Origin of the sequence: Corynebacterium sp. H78, from assembly GCF_037572275.1 — a bacterium.
Classification (GTDB): Bacteria; Actinomycetota; Actinomycetes; order Mycobacteriales; family Mycobacteriaceae; genus Corynebacterium.
Window position 1 is genome coordinate 115,731 of sequence record NZ_JBBHKX010000006.1, and the last position, 15,526, is coordinate 131,256.

Sequence of the window (15,526 nt, forward strand, 5' to 3'; positions counted from 1 at the left end):
AGCAAGACAAACATGAGTGGAACTTTCGGCAGCAATGTTGGGCCGGATGCTGGTCAGCTGGACGAGCACATTACCCGTGGACTAATTCGCACGGCTCTGCAGGAAGACCTGCGTTACGGCCCGGATGTGACATCATTGGCGACGGTTCCGGCTTCGCAACGCGCGACAGGGCGTGTGGTGTCCCGTGTAGAAGGCATCATTGCTGGCGCGGCTGCAATTCAGTGGACCCTGGAAGAAGTCATTGCAGACGATTTCTCCGTCGAAATTCTGGTCTCAGATGGCGAGCGCGTTCACCCAGGAACCGTCGTTGCTGAGATTGAGGCGCCAACCCGAGGATTGTTGACCGCTGAGCGCACGCTGTTGAATATCGTGACGCATGCATCGGGCATCGCGACGCAGACCCGAGACTGGGTTGACGAGATTGCTGGTACTGGCACTCGCGTTCGAGACTCCCGCAAGACATTGCCAGGTATGCGCAATTTGCAGAAGTACGCCGTGTGCTGTGGTGGTGGAGTAAACCACCGCTTCGGACTTGGCGACGAGGCATTGATCAAGGACAACCACGTCGCAGCTGTTGGCGACGTGCGGGAAACCCTGGAACGAGTGCGTCGTGCGTACCCTGAATTGAAGTGCGAAATTGAGGTGGATACGCTCGAGCAGCTTGATGCGATCTTGCCACTGAAGCCGGAACTGGTCATGCTCGACAACTTCGAAGTGTGGCAAACCCAGATTGCAGTGCAGCGTCGTGCACAGGTCTCCCCAGCAACGCAGCTTGAATCGTCTGGTGGATTGACCATTGATGTGGCTCGGGAATACGCCACATGTGGAGTGGACTTCATGGCCATCGGTGGCCTGACCCACTCCGTCCATGTGCTGGACTTAGGCTTGGATTTCTAGCTAGAGTCGCGACGCGATGTCGGCGGCAATCTCGTCGAGCGCTTCGCCAAAGCGATCGCGTGCCTGCTGTGCAGTTGTGTGGTCGCGCGTCGTGAGGGTACGTGCACGGTGTAGCGCATCTTCAGCGCGTGGCACATCGTCAACAGCGAGTTGGCACTGTGCAACCTGTGCGAGCAGCGGTACTGCTTGTAGATAGAGTTCTTCCGACTCGAAAAGCCCCGCAGCGAGCTCCAAATGATCGACGGCACGGCCAGGATGCTGACGACGAACTTCCGCTTGCCCTGTCAAGGTATGCCACTGTGCCCAGCGCAAATGCCTGGGTGGTGTTCCCTCCGGAGACTCTTGGCCATCGGCTTCGAGATTGTCCAGGAAATCTAGCCAGTCTGCAGCTTTATCCATGAGTCGCGGTGCGGAGCCACGGATGGGGCGCCCCAACGAGTCCGTTTGTGGCGCATCAGCGGCGTCGCCGAGCTGCGCAAAACCACTCATTAGCACATCGGCAGCATCCCACAGGCGCTGCTGCTCGGCGAGAGCCTGGGCATCGGCGAACAGCTGTTGCGGATTCAAGTTCTTAGAAGACGCATCCATAACCGACAAGACTACCCGGGACTACATGTTCAAAATCTCTTGCAGTGCGTCAAGCACAGGATGCCCTGACCACGTTGGTTCCGGTAGTAATTTCTCAATGCGCGCTGCATAACGACGAGCGTCGTCCGGTTGTCCTCTATCGACACAACAGCGCACACCGGTCAGCAAGGCGCGCGCTGCCTCCTCGCCGTCGCCGGCTTCGAGGTACCCCGCAGCAGCGGTATCGACATGGCCGAGCGCCAAGTCTTCGTTGCCGGCCATCCAGTACACAAAGGCGAGGTCATCGTGCCAGTCCGCAATAGACCAGCCATCTGAAATCAAGTCTCTAGCCCTGATCATCAGATCCTCTGCTTGATCGAGATCCACCGAAGCCACAGATCGTGCTGCTTGGCGAAGCGCACGTGAGGCACGGTTATCGTCGCCAAGTGAGCGAGCGTTATCAGCGAGCTGCTCGAAAAGGCTGACCGCATGCTCAATATCGCCACTGCGTCCAGCAGCTGAGGCTGCGATGGTGAATGCGGCATCGGTACGTTCTTCGTCGGACGTAAACGTTGACCAATGTGCCACCGGTTCTGCGTATCGAAGTGCGCCGTCATCGTCGCCGGCGTCGAAAAGAGAACGGGCATAAATCAGTTGAATATCCATCGACAGTGGATTGATGGGCATGCCGGCTGCCCGTCGCAAAGCTTCGGCGGACACTGATTGGGCATCGTCGTACTGGCCGTTAGAGTTGAGCAACGCCGCGAGTAGTCGTGCAGAACGAAGCGTGCCGACGGTTAAGTCGTGGTGCAGCCCCACTGTGACCACGGGGCGCAGCTGCCGAATGGCCTCGGATTCCTCCTCGGCTTCCAGCGACAAGAAGGCCAGCATCTGACGAGCTTCAATTGTGCTGGTGACGGGTTCCGACTTCGGAGAAGCCGCGACTTCTGCGCAAATGTGAGCTGCCTTGCGGAGCTCGCCTCGACCATGCGCAAGTTGGGCATCAAGCAGTCGACGGTCATCGTCGCCAGCTCGTTTCGGTGCGTAGGTGCGCGCCCAATTCGCGAGTGCCTCGGCGATATCGGGGCGACGGGCTAGTGATGCAGAAGCACCGGCTACGGCGGCAGACAGCGCGTATTGATAGGCAAGTGGCGAGCCATCTTCCAACTCGAGATCTAAGATGTCTCGGGCCAAGCTGGTTAGCTGTGGCACATCGTGGTCTGTTGGACGGGCACCGGAGAAGAGATCTCCCGGATGGCTGTCAACGAATTTCTCGGCTTCGGCAAACGCACCGAATGAACGAGCATGGAAAGCCGCAGCTGGGCGGTTGGTGCGAATCGCCCAATCGAGCCATTGAGTGCGGGCTTCTTCGGCTTCGTCGACAAGCTCGAGCTGATCGGCAACCGCATGCCGGAGCGCGAAGAATTCTCCACGCTTGTCCTCAGCGAGATCTTTGGACGCGCTATCGTCGAGCCAAAAGGTCCGCGCGAAGGTAGAAACAGCGCGCCAACTGGACACATGATCAAGCGAGCGGGCAGCTTCACGTGAAAAATCAAGCAACGCTTCTAGCTCGACCGGTACCTCTGGTGGCTCATTTTCTGCATAGCGAGGAGGAATCGGATCAGCATCGTCCGATCCTTCGTTTTGCGCCGAAGCAAACTGATCTTCCGGCTCTGTCATCCACCACGTCATCTCACCATTGTGGGGCGAATGTGGCGTAAAGACAAAACAACATTAGTTTTGACGGGACTGCGGAGATAGCGTGGAGAACCTAAATCGATGCTGGTTAGTCCGCCGGCGCTGATTTCTTGGTCTCAGCGTCAGCCATAATCTGTGCGACGGTTGCTTGAATATCGGTATCGCCCGGCGCGAGTTCGTGGATCCGTCGGAGGTATTCCAACGAAGCTCGGTCATCGTTGGAGCTGAGTGCAGAACGCAGGGCGTATGTAAGTGCATCGGCGGCCTCCAGGGGCATGTCAATGCTGGTGAAAATCTCCGCGGCTTTTTCGGCGTTGGTACGAGCGGGGACATCGTCCCAGTTGGCCCACTTCAGCGCAGCAAACTGGCGATACCAATGTGCAGTTTCTTCCGGAGTGTCCAGATATTCGGCGGCCCGAGACATGAGGTTTTCGACGATCTCTGGATCAGTAGCGGCATCGTTCATCTCTGTCGCAGCTTGTTCGAGAGTTGCCGCCGGAGACGTCCGTGACTCAAAGCGGGACCGAACCTCTGCCAGCGCGTCGTAAAGAACCGCCGAGTGTGCGTAGTTTCCAGACTTGAAAGCAGCTATGGCAGCGATTCGACATGCGTGTGCCGTGCGGGCGTGATTCGACGTGTTGTCCGACCACGCGGCAATTTCTTCCGCCAGAGGCTGGGCTTCTTCAGTGCGTCCGGCACCAAGCAATTCAGTGGCGTGGTGGAGGCGGACATCCATGACGATAGGGGAGTCCGGCATTCCTTCCGTTGCGTCCAGAGCCGACGATGTGACGGCGAGGAGATTGCTGGTGTCGCCGGATTCGATCATGACTTGACCGAGCAGTCGGGTTGACACGATGTGGTCGAGATCAAGCCCCTGAGCCTCCGTGGCCTGCACGTTGGCACGTAACATGCGCAATGCAGTGTCGAAGTGTTCGGTTTCCATTGAGTACATGGCCAAGTTCTGGCGGTAGGCCAGGGAGGCGGTGATAGGTTCCCCCGCTGGCGACTTCAGTCCGGCAGCGCACGTACGTGCTGCCTTCATCAGGTCGCCGTCATCATGGAACTGGCGAGCATCCATCAATGCGACGGCGTCACGCAGGTCATCTTCTTCCGGTCGTTGAGCAAGATCCCGGAGCACGTCCTGCAACGGCGCTGCCAAATCCTGGCGGCCAACACGAATGCAACACGCTTCTACCCGCAAGAGAGCGTCGAGAAGCGCACGACCAATGCGACGATTCTCGTCAGAAGCGACGGCTTCGAGACGTTCGCGACCAGACAGATCCTGGGCGTGCTGAATTGTTGGTTGCAATGACTCGGAGGCCTGCCGGCCATCAAACGAGAAGTCCTTGAACTCAGCCGACGCGTCGCCTGTGATGAGATCCCGCAACTCGGGGAGTTCCTTCACCATGCGGGCGAGAAGCGGGACTTCGGACTCATCTGCGCTTGCCGAAAAATCGTCGGACAAGAAGGTGAGGTAGCGGGTGGCTTCATCCTCCGCGAGTCGTGCACGTGCTTGCCAAATTTCGGCAGCTTCACGACGGTCCGAAGCCCACGCAGCCCACTGCAACGCGGTGTGATGAGCGAGCTCATCCAGGCCGAGACCTCGGGCAATAGTGCGTTTCATGCGGAAAAACGCGCCGTGGAGGTCTACTGGCAGCTCGCTTTCCGACGTGTCCCAGTGGTGGCGTGCAAACATTGATTCCGCGCGACGCTCTGCGAGCGGGTGTACGTGATCAATGGCATCAGCATGAATCCGAATCAACTGTTCGGCTGGCAATACCGTGTTGTTCTTAATGGCATCTGCCAGAGCTGAATTCGCTTCCACGATGCTGCTTCACTCCTACCTTTAGGAACGCACTTGGGTGTGCGCTTACCCGCACGCGCCTGCTTTTGCGCCTGCGTGTCAACTGCGGAATCCTGTTGGAATCACAGCTAAGAGTAAGCAATATTACGCTTAGATACTAGTTCCATTACGAAATGATTTCCGTTTACGCCGAAGTTCACAGTGTTACTCGTATGAAACGGGTGTATTTTTCCTGGAAAATGGCCACGAATGACACCGTGAATCGAGGACAATCCGCGGGGCAATCTATGCTTATCCGTGTACGAAATTCGATCAACTCCGGAAGGTGGCTTCCCGCACCAATGCTCTCCACAATTGATTTGCGTGGCCAGACCCCAACAACCGCCGAGCTGCGCCGAGCGTTGCCTCGTGGTGCAGCTGACGTGGAGTCGATGATTCCAACGGTTCGTCCTGTTGTTGAGGATGTCGCAGCCCGTGGTGTCGCTGCTGCTATGGAGTATTCGGAGAAGTTCGATAAGGTTCGTCCCCAGTCTTTGCTGGTTCCGGCTGAGGTTATTGCGGAGGCACTGGAGAACTTGGACGACAGCGTTCGTGCTGCGTTGGAGGAATCTATTCAGCGCATCCGGAAGTTCCATGCTGCTCAGCGCCCATCGGATGTGACGGTCGAGGTAGTGCCAGGCGGCATCGTGAAGGAAAAGTGGGTGCCGGTACGTCGCGTTGGTCTGTACGTACCTGGCGGTAATGCGGTGTACCCGTCCAGTGTGTTGATGAACGTGATTCCAGCTCAAGAAGCTGGCGTGGAGTCGTTGGTTGTGGCATCGCCACCGCAGGCTGACTTCGGCGGGTGGCCTCACCCAACAATTCTGGCTGCGTGTGCGCTGCTTGGTGTCACGGAAGTGTGGGCAGTTGGTGGCGGCCAGGCTGTGGCATTGCTGGCGTACGGCGATGACGCTCCTGCAGATGGCTCGCAGGCATTGGAACCGGTGGACATGATTACTGGCCCAGGAAATATCTTCGTCACGGCATCGAAGCGCTTGTGCCGAAGCGTTGTCGGCATTGATTCGGAAGCCGGCCCCACTGAAATTGCCATTTTGGCGGACTCCACTGCTGATCCGGTGTCGGTGGCATACGACCTGATCTCGCAGGCAGAGCACGATGTCATGGCAGCGTCGGTGCTCATCACTGATTCTGAAGAGCTTGCGGCGGCAGTTGATCGGGAAATCGAAAACCGTTACGACGTTACATTGAATGCCGACCGCGTTCGCGAGGCACTGGAAGGCCAGCAATCGGGTGTCGTGTTGGTGGACAACATGGAGATTGGCATCCAGGTCGCGGATGCATATGCTGCGGAACACTTGGAAGTACACACTGCTCAATCTGCTGCAGATGCTCAGCAGATTCGCAATGCTGGTGCCATTTTCGTTGGTCGTTTTTCACCAGTACCACTCGGGGATTATTCGGCAGGATCCAACCACGTTTTGCCAACGTCGGGTACTGCTCGACATTCGTCGGGCTTGTCTACGCACACCTTCTTAAAGGCTATGCACGTTGTTGAGTACGACGAAGCTGCGTTGAAGGGTGTCGCAGACACTGTGGTTGCGTTGGCAGATGCCGAGCGACTGCCAGCGCACGGTGAAGCTATTCGTGCTCGTTTTGAAGACCTCCTGGCAGCTCAAGAAAACGACTCCGCTGCAGAAGATTCCGCGAACTAGTCGCTATCAAGGAAACCTGGACTGAAAGAGATTCATGGAAAAGCTAGAAAAGGTCACCCTCGCGGATCTGCCATTGCGGGATGAACTGCGTGGTGAGGAAGCGTATGGCGCACCACAGCTGGATGTTGATGTTCGCCTGAACACCAACGAGAACCCATTTCCACCGTCCGATGCTCTGATCGCTGAGCTCGTACAGCAAGTAGAAAAGTCAGCTAGCGACCTCAATCGCTATCCAGAACGCGACTCGGTTGAGCTTCGTACTGCCCTCGCGAAGTACATGACGGAACGCACGGGTGTTGCCCTCGGCGTCGAGAACTTGTGGGCAGCCAATGGTTCCAACGAGATCTTGCAACAGCTGTTGCAGACATTTGGTGGACCGGGCCGCAAAGCCATGGGATTCGTCCCTAGCTACTCCATGCACCCCATCTTGTCGTCGGGAACGCAGACGGAGTTTATTGGAGTAGAGCGTAATCCTGACACGTTTGATATCGACAAGGACGTCGCGCTTGCAGCTATCAAGGAACACCAGCCTGATGTCATCTTCGTGACCTCGCCGAACAATCCCACCGGCAACCTTGCCAGCACTGAACTTCTGCGCGACATTGTGGCTGCCGCGCCGGGCATCGTCATTGTCGACGAAGCGTATGCCGAATTCACCGATGAACCGTCGGCAGTGCATTTGATTTCTGAGTTCCCAAACAAACTGGTTGTCAGCAGAACGATGAGTAAGGCTTTTGACTTCGCAGGTGGTCGATTGGGTTACTTTGTTGCAGCGCCGGCGTTCATTGATGCGGTGATGTTGGTGCGCCTGCCGTACCACCTGTCCACACTGACTCAGGTCGCCGCTACAGTCGCTCTTCGACACGCAGACGAAACTCTGGGCACAGTTGCCACGTTGGCAAAGGAGCGTGACCGGGTCGTCGCAAAGCTTAAAGAGTTCGGCTACGACGTGATCGCGTCGCATTCAAACTTCGTGTTCTTCGGTAAGTTCACTGATGCTGCAACAGCGTGGCAGCAGTTCTTGGACAATGGTGTGCTCATTCGAGATGTCGGTGTGCCACATCGCTTGCGGGTAACCATTGGCCTACCAGCGGAAAACGATGCATTCTTGGATGCAGCGGCTGCTATTGCAACGGATGCAACCAGCCTGAAGGGAAAGAATTAGAGATGACGCACTCCTTGCCAGACACCACAGAGGATCGCATCGGTTCTGTTGATCGCGCAACGCACGAATCCTCCATCGTGTGCACCGTCAACCTCGACGGCACCGGTACGTGCGACATCGACACGGGACTACCATTCTTCGACCACATGTTGACCGCATTTGCCTCGCACGGCAGCTTCGACCTGAAGCTGCATGCGAAGGGCGACACTGACGTCGATGCGCACCACACTGTGGAAGACACCGGCATTGTCTTGGGTCAGGCCTTTGCAGAGGCGCTGGGAGACAAGAAGGGCATTCGTCGTTTTGGCGATTGCTTCATTCCTATGGACGAGACCCTGGCGCATGCTGTCGTCGATGTCTCGGGTCGTCCATACTTCGTTGCCACTGGTGAACCAGAGCAAATGGTCACAGCCATGATTGGTGGACATTATGCAACGGTGATCAACCAGCACTTCTTCGAGTCGTTTGCATACAATGCTCGCATTGCTTTGCATGTTCGTTGCCTATACGGTCGCGATCCACACCACATCACTGAAGCAGAGTACAAGGCTGTTGCCCGGGCGCTGCGCGCTGCCGTTGAATCCGATCCACGTGTAGACGGCGTTCCGTCCACGAAGGGCACGCTGTAATGGAACTTGCTACGTACATGTTGATGGCTATCGCCGGCCTGTTGGTTGGCGGTACCTGGTCGGCATACAAGTCTGGTTCAATGAAGTTAACCATCGTCATGGGACTGCTGGCAGTACTGGCCACTGCGGCAGCAATCTACTGGTATCTAGGAGCAGCAAACTAAATGGCAAAACGGGTGCTAAACCGGTCCGAGCTCGATCAGCTTGGCAGCATGTGGGAAGCACCCGGATTGAAACCCACCCTGGTCGCGGTTCTCGCAGCATTCGGTGGGTGGTCATTGCTTCTTCCAACGATCCCACAGGCCATTCTCGATGGTGGCGGATCTAACGGTCTTGCAGGCGCATATACCGGTGTCTTTATGGCCGCGACCGTTCTTACCCAAACCCAGACGCCACGGTTGCTGCGCTCACTTGGTTACGGCACAACCATGTTCATTTCTGGGCTTTTCTTGGGCTTGCCGACGCTACTGCATCTATTCGGCACTGACATGTGGCTGGTGTTGGTCATCGCAGTTCTCCGTGGCATGGGATTTGGTGCTCTCACGGTCGCGGAATCGGCATTGATTGCCGAACTCGTGCCTTTGAAATTCCTGGGCAAGGCGTCTGGCACATTGGGTTTGGCAGTCGGTATTGCCCAACTGGTCTTTTTGCCATTGGGCCTCGTGATGGCGGATTACTTGGGTAGTTACTCGGCGGTATATGTCGTGGGCACGATTGTGTCTCTCGTTGGCTCAGCCATGGCTTTGCTGATCCCACGAATCAAGGCGTCGCCCAAGGCGACAAAATCCGCCTCCACTGCCAAGGGCGACGCAGCTGTCGCGACAGTTCCTACGTGGAAGCTTGTTCTGGTTCCCGCCATTGCCATGAGCTCGATTGCTATGGGTTTCGGTGGAATCTCATCGTTCCTGGCGCCAGCTGCACGCGAGATCGACCCAGCTGCCGGTGCGATTGTCGGCGGCCTCGCTTTATCAGTACTAGGTGGCGCCCAAATGGTGTTCCGGTACCTGGCAGGTGTGTATGCAGATCGGCAGAGCAGAGCTGGGTTGTTGCTGGTGCCAGCGTTGCTCGCTGGTGTTGTGGGTCTGATCGCTATTTCCGGCGTGGCAGTCGCGGAATGGTCGGCCTGGCTCATCCTGGTTGCGGCAGCTGTATATGGTGCAGGCTTTGGTGTTGTCCAAAACGAAGCACTGCTGCTGATGTTCGCCCGCCTGCCTCGAGAGCGGAATGCCGAAGCAAGTGCATTCTGGAATATCTCCTTCGACTCTGGAACCGGTGTCGGGTCCTTCTTGCTTGGGTTTGTAGCCGGTGTTGCGCTGCATCCATATCCAGCGGTGTTCGCAGTTGCCTCCTGTCTTGTCGCTGGCGGTGCGCTGGTTGCTTTCATGGACCGGGTCGTCGGCAAGCACAGGGTGGCCGAGTATCAAAACACTCGTGCATCGCTACGGAAGCTGGGAGATGCAGCCACGGATGCTGTGCGCACCCGGCGCAGGAAAAAGTAGGTGGCGATGACAGCGGAAACGGCATCGGCAGGCCACGGTTCATCAAGACAACCCGACCACGCAGCGCGACATTCGTTGGGCGTAGCGCTGATGTTTGCGACCAACGGCGCAATGATGGCATCACTGGTGCCGTGGTATCCGACGTTCATCAAGGAATGGGGATTGCCAGAGGCAGCATTCGGGCTCGTGGTGGCATGTATGCCGTTCGGGTCATTGTTGTCATCGGTGTTGCCGGCCTGGGTGATGAGAAAGTTCGGTCCCAACGGTGCCGTGCTTGGTGGAACAATCTCGATGGCCCTCGTCGTCGCAGCAGCTGGTTGGCTGACCAATGCATGGATGCTCGCCGCACTTTTGCTTCTGTTTGGTGCGGCAGATGCGGTGGCTGATGTGGGGCAGAACCTGATTGGAGTTCGCGTTGAACATCGTCGCGGTAAATCGATCATGTCCAGCTTGCATGCGTGCTGGAGTCTGGGTGCAGCCGGAGGTGGCGCGCTAGCTACAACAGCCGCCGTGGCGGGTATCAATTACACGGTGTTTATGGTGACAGCTGCTGTTGTGATTGCGTTGCTGTCTGTGGTCGCCGTGCGCATGGTGGGCAGTGCAGCCCGGCACCCCGACGATGCCACCGACAGCCACACGCACGAGCATCATTCCAGCACCGAAAAATTGTGGACTCTGCCTGTCTTTAAAGCCGTACTGCCTCTTGTGCTCATTGCTATTGCCGCGGTGGTTATTGAAGACATCGCATCGAACTGGGCAGGGCTTAGCGCCGTGGAATTGCAGGGGATTGATGTCGCCTCGGCTGGCTCAGCATTCGTCTTCATTGTGGGTGCGCAGATGCTAGGACGCTTTACAGGGGACATGCTTATCGACGCCTTCGGTCGGGTCGCAATCGCGCGAATGGGAGGGATCTTCATCGCGTGTGGTGGTGTGTTAGTGCTGCTCGCGCCGAATGTGGTGGTGATGTACGCCGGTTTCATGTTGGCGGGGTTCGGCTGTGCCACTTTGGTTCCGTCGGCGTATTGGATGGCGACGCGGCTGCCCGGCGTATCTGATGGTGGCGGTTTGACGATGGTCAGTTGGTTGATGCGGATTGGGTTTATGGGGACGAGCCCTCTCATCGGCTCCATCGCAAGCGTGACCAATTTGAGCACGGCATTGTTGATACTCCCGGTATCAGGAGTCATCGTCGTTCTGCTGGCTACCGCTGTGGCACCTAAGACCGCAGCACAAGAATAAGGGCACGATTAAGGGCGCGACCAGTAATCTGGTGCGCCCTTTCTAAATGTGCTCTGAACGTTTCAGGGCTTATGTTGCTTAACTTATGCTGCTGATTCGTCGAGAACGCCCATGTCGGTGAGCAGTTCGCGAACGTGCGCTTCGATGTCAGCAGCGATGGTGTTGACTTCGACTTCGGTCTTACCTTCTGGGTCGTCGATATCCCACGAGACGTACTGCATGCCTGGCACTCCAGGAATTTCGTCGATACCCATCAGTACGACGACATCTGCGCGGTGCGATAGTCGTGGCGTAATGGACTTGGTGTACAGATCACTGGTATCGATGCCACGACCTTCGAGGACCTGCAAAACAGTCGGGTTAATCTCTCCGGTTGGATCGATGCCAACTGAGCGTACGAATACTGCATCGCCAACCAAATGGCGGGTGATAGCCGAAGCGAGCTGAGAGCGCCCAGCATTCTTCTCACATGCGAAGAGAATTTCCTTGCGGGAGCTAGCTTCCCTGCCCTCTGCTTCAGCGATCTCTTCGAGGCGTTCTGCCGTTTCCCGTTCAGCGAGAACAGGGAGGAAAGTCTCGACCTTTGCAGTCTCCTTCAGCTCGGCGATGACTGCGTCGAGTGTTTCGTCGATGAACGTAGCGTCGTGAAGCTGGTCGTAGCGACGGTGAATATCTTCGCGGATAATAGCGAACTGGCGATTGAGTAGAGTGTCGTTGAGCATGATGAAGACTTTCCCTTCCTCTCAGCCTGCGATGATTGAGAAACCGACCGCGTTACCGAGTATCTTCGTAAGAAACACGTATGTGCGTAAGCTAAAGTTCTAAGAAATAAGTAAGTTACTTCCTGGTGAACTACCGCTTAACCTTTTGTTAACCTACAGTTAACCTTACTGCATCACGTGGTCATCCGCTAAACCGTGATGGTTCGGCGTGTGGTGATTTCCGACATACAAATGCGCGCGACATGTGCGCACATTTTTTATTTGCATTAGGTGTTGGACTAGGTGACAGGTGCTTTCAGTGGATCGCGAGCCCTAGCGTAAAATTCCCACACATGACGACTGAAGACTTTTCGCACCTCACCGTTGCCATCCTTGACTACGGTTCTGGAAATTTACGTTCCGCTGAACGGGCTATCGCATCTACTGGTGTAAAAACTGTCGTCACTGCTGATCCGAAAATTGTGATGGCTGCAGATGGCTTGTTAGTACCAGGTGTCGGCGCGTACGCGGCGTGCATGGAAGGGCTCCAACGGGTGCAAGGACCCCGATTGATCGGATCGCGACTGGCAGGTGGGCGCGCAGTCTTTGGCATCTGCGTCGGCATGCAGGTCCTGTTCGAGCGGGGCGTCGAATTTGCGGACGGCATCCACGCTGACGAATTCAACCCAAGCTCCCGGGCGATCGGTACTCCTGGCTGTGGCGAATGGAATGGGACCGTCGAGAGGCTGCAGGCGAAAACCTTGCCTCACATGGGCTGGAACACGGTCGATGTCGCTGACAACTCAGCAATGTTCGCGGGCATCGAGAATGAGCGCTTCTACTTTGTGCACTCGTATGGTGTCCGAAACTGGGCGATGGAGGATGACTCCTACATTGCAGCGCCACAAGTGTCGTGGACGCAACACGAGAACGATTCCTTCGTCGCAGCCGTCGAGAACGGGCCACTATGGGCAACGCAATTCCACCCAGAGAAGTCGGGCGACGCAGGACTTGCACTGCTCAGAAACTGGGTTGCTACCTTGGCGCGGTAGTCCGCGACCTATACTTTGGGGGAACCGTGACGCATGTTGCGCGCCATGTCCTGGCAGTGCGATTTCTCTGCGTCACTTGAATAACTAACTAGGGAGCGATCCACGCTATGAGCTTGACCCTTCTTCCTGCTGTCGACGTTGCAGACGGCCAGGCAGTACGCCTCGTTCAAGGTGCCGCAGGTACGGAAACGTCCTACGGCTCTCCACTGGAAGCTGCAATGAATTGGCAAAATGCTGGCGCTGAGTGGATCCACTTGGTTGACCTAGACGCGGCGTTTGGTCGTGGTTCGAATTACGAGCTGCTGAAGGACGTCGTCGGCAAGCTCGATGTCGATGTCGAGTTGTCTGGCGGTATCCGCGATAACGACTCCCTCGAAGCCGCACTGGCTACGGGTTGCCGTCGCGTCAACATCGGTACTGCTGCGCTGGAGAACCCGGAGTGGTGCAAGACGGTCATTGAAAATTACGGCGATCGTGTGGCAATCGGCCTGGATGTCCGCAACGTTGATGGTGAGTGGCGTCTGCGTGGTCGCGGATGGGTGACTGACGGTGGAGATCTGTGGGAAGTCCTGGAGCGCCTCGATTCGGAAGGCTGCTCCCGCTTCGTGGTTACCGATGTCAGCAAGGACGGCACATTGCAGGGTCCTAATATTGATCTGCTTCGCGACGTCGCGGCAGCCACCAGCGCGCCAATCGTGGCATCGGGCGGTGTCTCTTCGTTGGCAGACCTCGAAGCTATTAAGACTTTGGTTGACGATGGTGTTGACTCGGCTATCGTCGGTAAGGCGCTGTATGCAGGGCGTTTCACACTGGAAGAAGCACTCGCAATTTCTAAGTAAGTTCTACGTGTCACGCCTGAGTTTGTGGGCGTGACGGCGTACTTATCATGCAGATGGATGCAGTCTGATGACAGAGCTCGATCCCCGTTCACTATTGGCGATGGCGGAGGCCGCACTCGACGAAGTCGAGGAAATGTTTGCCGCCAATGTTGGTGCGGCTCCACTAGTAACGAAGGCGCGCGGGGATTTTGCCACCGAGGCTGATTTCGCAATTGAGCAACGGCTGCGGGAAGTGTTGGCACAGCTCACGGGGTTTCCGGTCTATGGCGAAGAATTCGGTGGCAAGCGTCCAACAAGCGACACTGTATGGGTGATTGACCCCATCGACGGGACCACCAATTACGCAGCTGGGTTTCCCATGTGCGCGATGTTGTTGTCCTTGCTGCACAAGGGCGAGCCCATTGTGTCAGTGACGTCGATGCCAATGTTGGGGCGTCGCGTTACCGCAACGAAGGGCGGTGGCACCTTCATGAATGGCAGGGAAGTCCACCTTGACCCCGAAGCTGGCCGGCCCATTTCGATTGCCTTCGGGTCAGTGATCGCTCGGCACGATGGCACCTTCCCACGATCATGGCGGCAGTTGCTGTTGGCACGCGTGGGCGAGCGATACCCAACGATTCGAATTTCTGGTTCCGTAGGCGTGGACCTGGCTTCGACAGCTATGGGTGCTTTTGGTGGCACGGTCACGTTTTCGCCTCATATTTGGGATAACGCGGCAGGTGTTCTCCAAATCCGTGAAGCCGGCGGCATCGTGACTGATATTGCCGGAGAACCATGGACCAGAGATTCGGTCGGCGTGCTTGCAGGTACCAACGATGTGCATGCGACGTTGCTCTCGATCATCCAAGACTTGCAGCCACCTGAGGACTTCCGTGCGTAGCTCGGAACGCGCGTCATCCACCGAACTCACTACACAAAGCAGAATAGGAAACTCCATGTCAGTCGCAATTCGCGTTATTCCATGCCTGGATGTCAACAACGGTCGTGTCGTCAAAGGCGTGAATTTTGAAAACCTTCGCGATGCCGGTGATCCAGTCGAACTCGCTCGTCGCTATGGAGAGGAAGGCGCTGACGAACTGACCTTCCTCGACGTCACTGCGTCCAAGGATGGTCGTGGCACCATGCTCGACGTGGTTCGTCGTACAGCGGAGCAGGTGTTCATTCCTCTGACTGTCGGCGGTGGTGTCCGAAGTGTCGAAGATGTCGACCAGTTGCTTCGCGCTGGTGCGGACAAGGTGAGTGTGAATACTTCAGCGATTGCTCGTCCGGAGCTGCTCAGTGAATTGTCTCGTCGTTTTGGTGCGCAGTGCATCGTATTGTCTGTTGATGCCCGTCGCGTTCCAGAAGGCGGGAAGCCACAGCCGTCTGGCTTTGAGGTCACCACACATGGTGGTTCGAAGTCCGCTGAGCTGGATGCAGTTGAGTGGGCTCGTCGTGGCGAAGAGTTGGGTGTGGGGGAAATCTTGTTGAACTCCATGGACGGCGATGGCACGAAGGATGGCTTCGACCTGCAACTGTTACAGAAGGTGCGAGCTGCAGTTTCTGTTCCTGTCATCGCCTCCGGTGGTGCTGGCGCTGCGGAGCATTTCCCACCAGCCGTTGAAGCTGGTGCCGATGCAGTGCTCGCTGCTTCGATTTTCCACTTCGGCGAAGTTTCTATCCGCGAGGTCAAGGAAGCAATGGCTGCTGCTGGAATCGAGGTTCGCCTGTGAGCAACTCTGCTG

At 56.8% G+C, this 15,526-nt stretch carries 15 protein-coding genes; 11 read left to right on the forward strand and 4 right to left on the reverse strand.

The genetic code is table 11. The features are described 5' to 3' along the window. Positions 1–12: 12 nt before the first annotated feature. Positions 13–897 carry a carboxylating nicotinate-nucleotide diphosphorylase gene (gene nadC, locus WG934_RS10010; RefSeq protein ID WP_339989951.1) on the forward strand — a complete coding sequence of 295 codons (885 nt, stop codon included), beginning with the start codon at positions 13–15 and terminating at the stop codon, positions 895–897. Here the strand turns inward: nadC and WG934_RS10015 are convergent, their stop codons facing one another. The 3 genes from WG934_RS10015 to WG934_RS10025 all read right to left on the reverse strand — a co-directional run bounded on the left by WG934_RS10015 (position 898) and on the right by WG934_RS10025 (position 4,987). Next, entirely contained in the window at positions 898–1,485 is a 588-nt protein-coding gene (locus WG934_RS10015; protein ID WP_339989952.1) for a hypothetical protein, read from the reverse strand. Positions 1,486–1,506: 21 nt separating this feature from the next. Continuing rightward, on the reverse strand, positions 1,507–3,156 hold the full coding sequence (locus WG934_RS10020) for a hypothetical protein (RefSeq protein ID WP_339989953.1): 1,650 nt from the start codon (positions 3,154–3,156) through the stop codon (positions 1,507–1,509). Between the two features lie 94 nt (positions 3,157–3,250). Continuing rightward, positions 3,251–4,987, reverse strand: coding sequence for a hypothetical protein (locus tag WG934_RS10025; protein WP_339989954.1), 1,737 nt, complete (start codon positions 4,985–4,987; stop codon positions 3,251–3,253). 320 nt (positions 4,988–5,307) lie between these two features. Between WG934_RS10025 and hisD the strand changes: the two genes are divergently transcribed. Genes hisD through WG934_RS10055 form a run of 6 tightly spaced genes read left to right on the forward strand, consistent with a single transcriptional unit; the run spans position 5,308 to position 11,210 of the window. Next, complete coding sequence (gene hisD, locus WG934_RS10030; RefSeq protein ID WP_339989955.1) at positions 5,308–6,678, forward strand: histidinol dehydrogenase; 1,371 nt, start codon at positions 5,308–5,310, stop codon at positions 6,676–6,678. A gap of 34 nt (positions 6,679–6,712) precedes the next feature. Continuing rightward, on the forward strand, positions 6,713–7,843 hold the full coding sequence (locus tag WG934_RS10035) for a histidinol-phosphate transaminase (RefSeq protein ID WP_339989956.1): 1,131 nt from the start codon (positions 6,713–6,715) through the stop codon (positions 7,841–7,843). A 2-nt stretch (positions 7,844–7,845) separates the two neighbouring features. Next, entirely contained in the window at positions 7,846–8,472 is a 627-nt protein-coding gene (gene hisB, locus WG934_RS10040; protein WP_339980194.1) for an imidazoleglycerol-phosphate dehydratase HisB, read from the forward strand. Then, complete coding sequence (locus WG934_RS10045) at positions 8,472–8,636, forward strand: hypothetical protein (RefSeq protein WP_339980196.1); 165 nt, start codon at positions 8,472–8,474, stop codon at positions 8,634–8,636. The genes hisB and WG934_RS10045 overlap by 1 nt, the downstream gene beginning before the upstream one ends. Further along, entirely contained in the window at positions 8,637–9,971 is a 1,335-nt protein-coding gene (locus tag WG934_RS10050) for an MFS transporter (RefSeq protein ID WP_339980198.1), read from the forward strand. 6 nt (positions 9,972–9,977) lie between these two features. Further along, complete coding sequence (locus tag WG934_RS10055) at positions 9,978–11,210, forward strand: MFS transporter (protein WP_339980199.1); 1,233 nt, start codon at positions 9,978–9,980, stop codon at positions 11,208–11,210. 83 nt (positions 11,211–11,293) lie between these two features. On the opposite strand, the gene WG934_RS10060 is transcribed toward WG934_RS10055, so the two are convergent. After that, the gene (locus WG934_RS10060) at positions 11,294–11,932 is read right to left on the reverse strand and encodes an arsenate-mycothiol transferase ArsC (RefSeq protein ID WP_339989957.1); all 639 of its coding nucleotides are present in this window, start codon (positions 11,930–11,932) and stop codon (positions 11,294–11,296) included. Between the two features lie 332 nt (positions 11,933–12,264). On the opposite strand from WG934_RS10060, the gene hisH reads away from it, so the two are divergent. The 4 genes from hisH to hisF all read left to right on the forward strand — a co-directional run bounded on the left by hisH (position 12,265) and on the right by hisF (position 15,514). Further along, positions 12,265–12,963, forward strand: a complete 699-nt coding sequence (gene hisH, locus WG934_RS10065) for an imidazole glycerol phosphate synthase subunit HisH (protein ID WP_339980202.1) — start codon at positions 12,265–12,267, stop codon at positions 12,961–12,963. Between the two features lie 107 nt (positions 12,964–13,070). Continuing rightward, positions 13,071–13,802, forward strand: a complete 732-nt coding sequence (priA, locus tag WG934_RS10070; RefSeq protein WP_339989958.1) for a bifunctional 1-(5-phosphoribosyl)-5-((5-phosphoribosylamino)methylideneamino)imidazole-4-carboxamide isomerase/phosphoribosylanthranilate isomerase PriA — start codon at positions 13,071–13,073, stop codon at positions 13,800–13,802. 67 nt (positions 13,803–13,869) lie between these two features. Further along, complete coding sequence (locus tag WG934_RS10075; RefSeq protein WP_339989959.1) at positions 13,870–14,682, forward strand: inositol monophosphatase family protein; 813 nt, start codon at positions 13,870–13,872, stop codon at positions 14,680–14,682. 55 nt (positions 14,683–14,737) lie between these two features. Beyond that, the gene (gene hisF / locus WG934_RS10080; RefSeq protein WP_339980205.1) at positions 14,738–15,514 is read left to right on the forward strand and encodes an imidazole glycerol phosphate synthase subunit HisF; all 777 of its coding nucleotides are present in this window, start codon (positions 14,738–14,740) and stop codon (positions 15,512–15,514) included. The last annotated feature ends 12 nt before the right edge of the window (positions 15,515–15,526 follow it).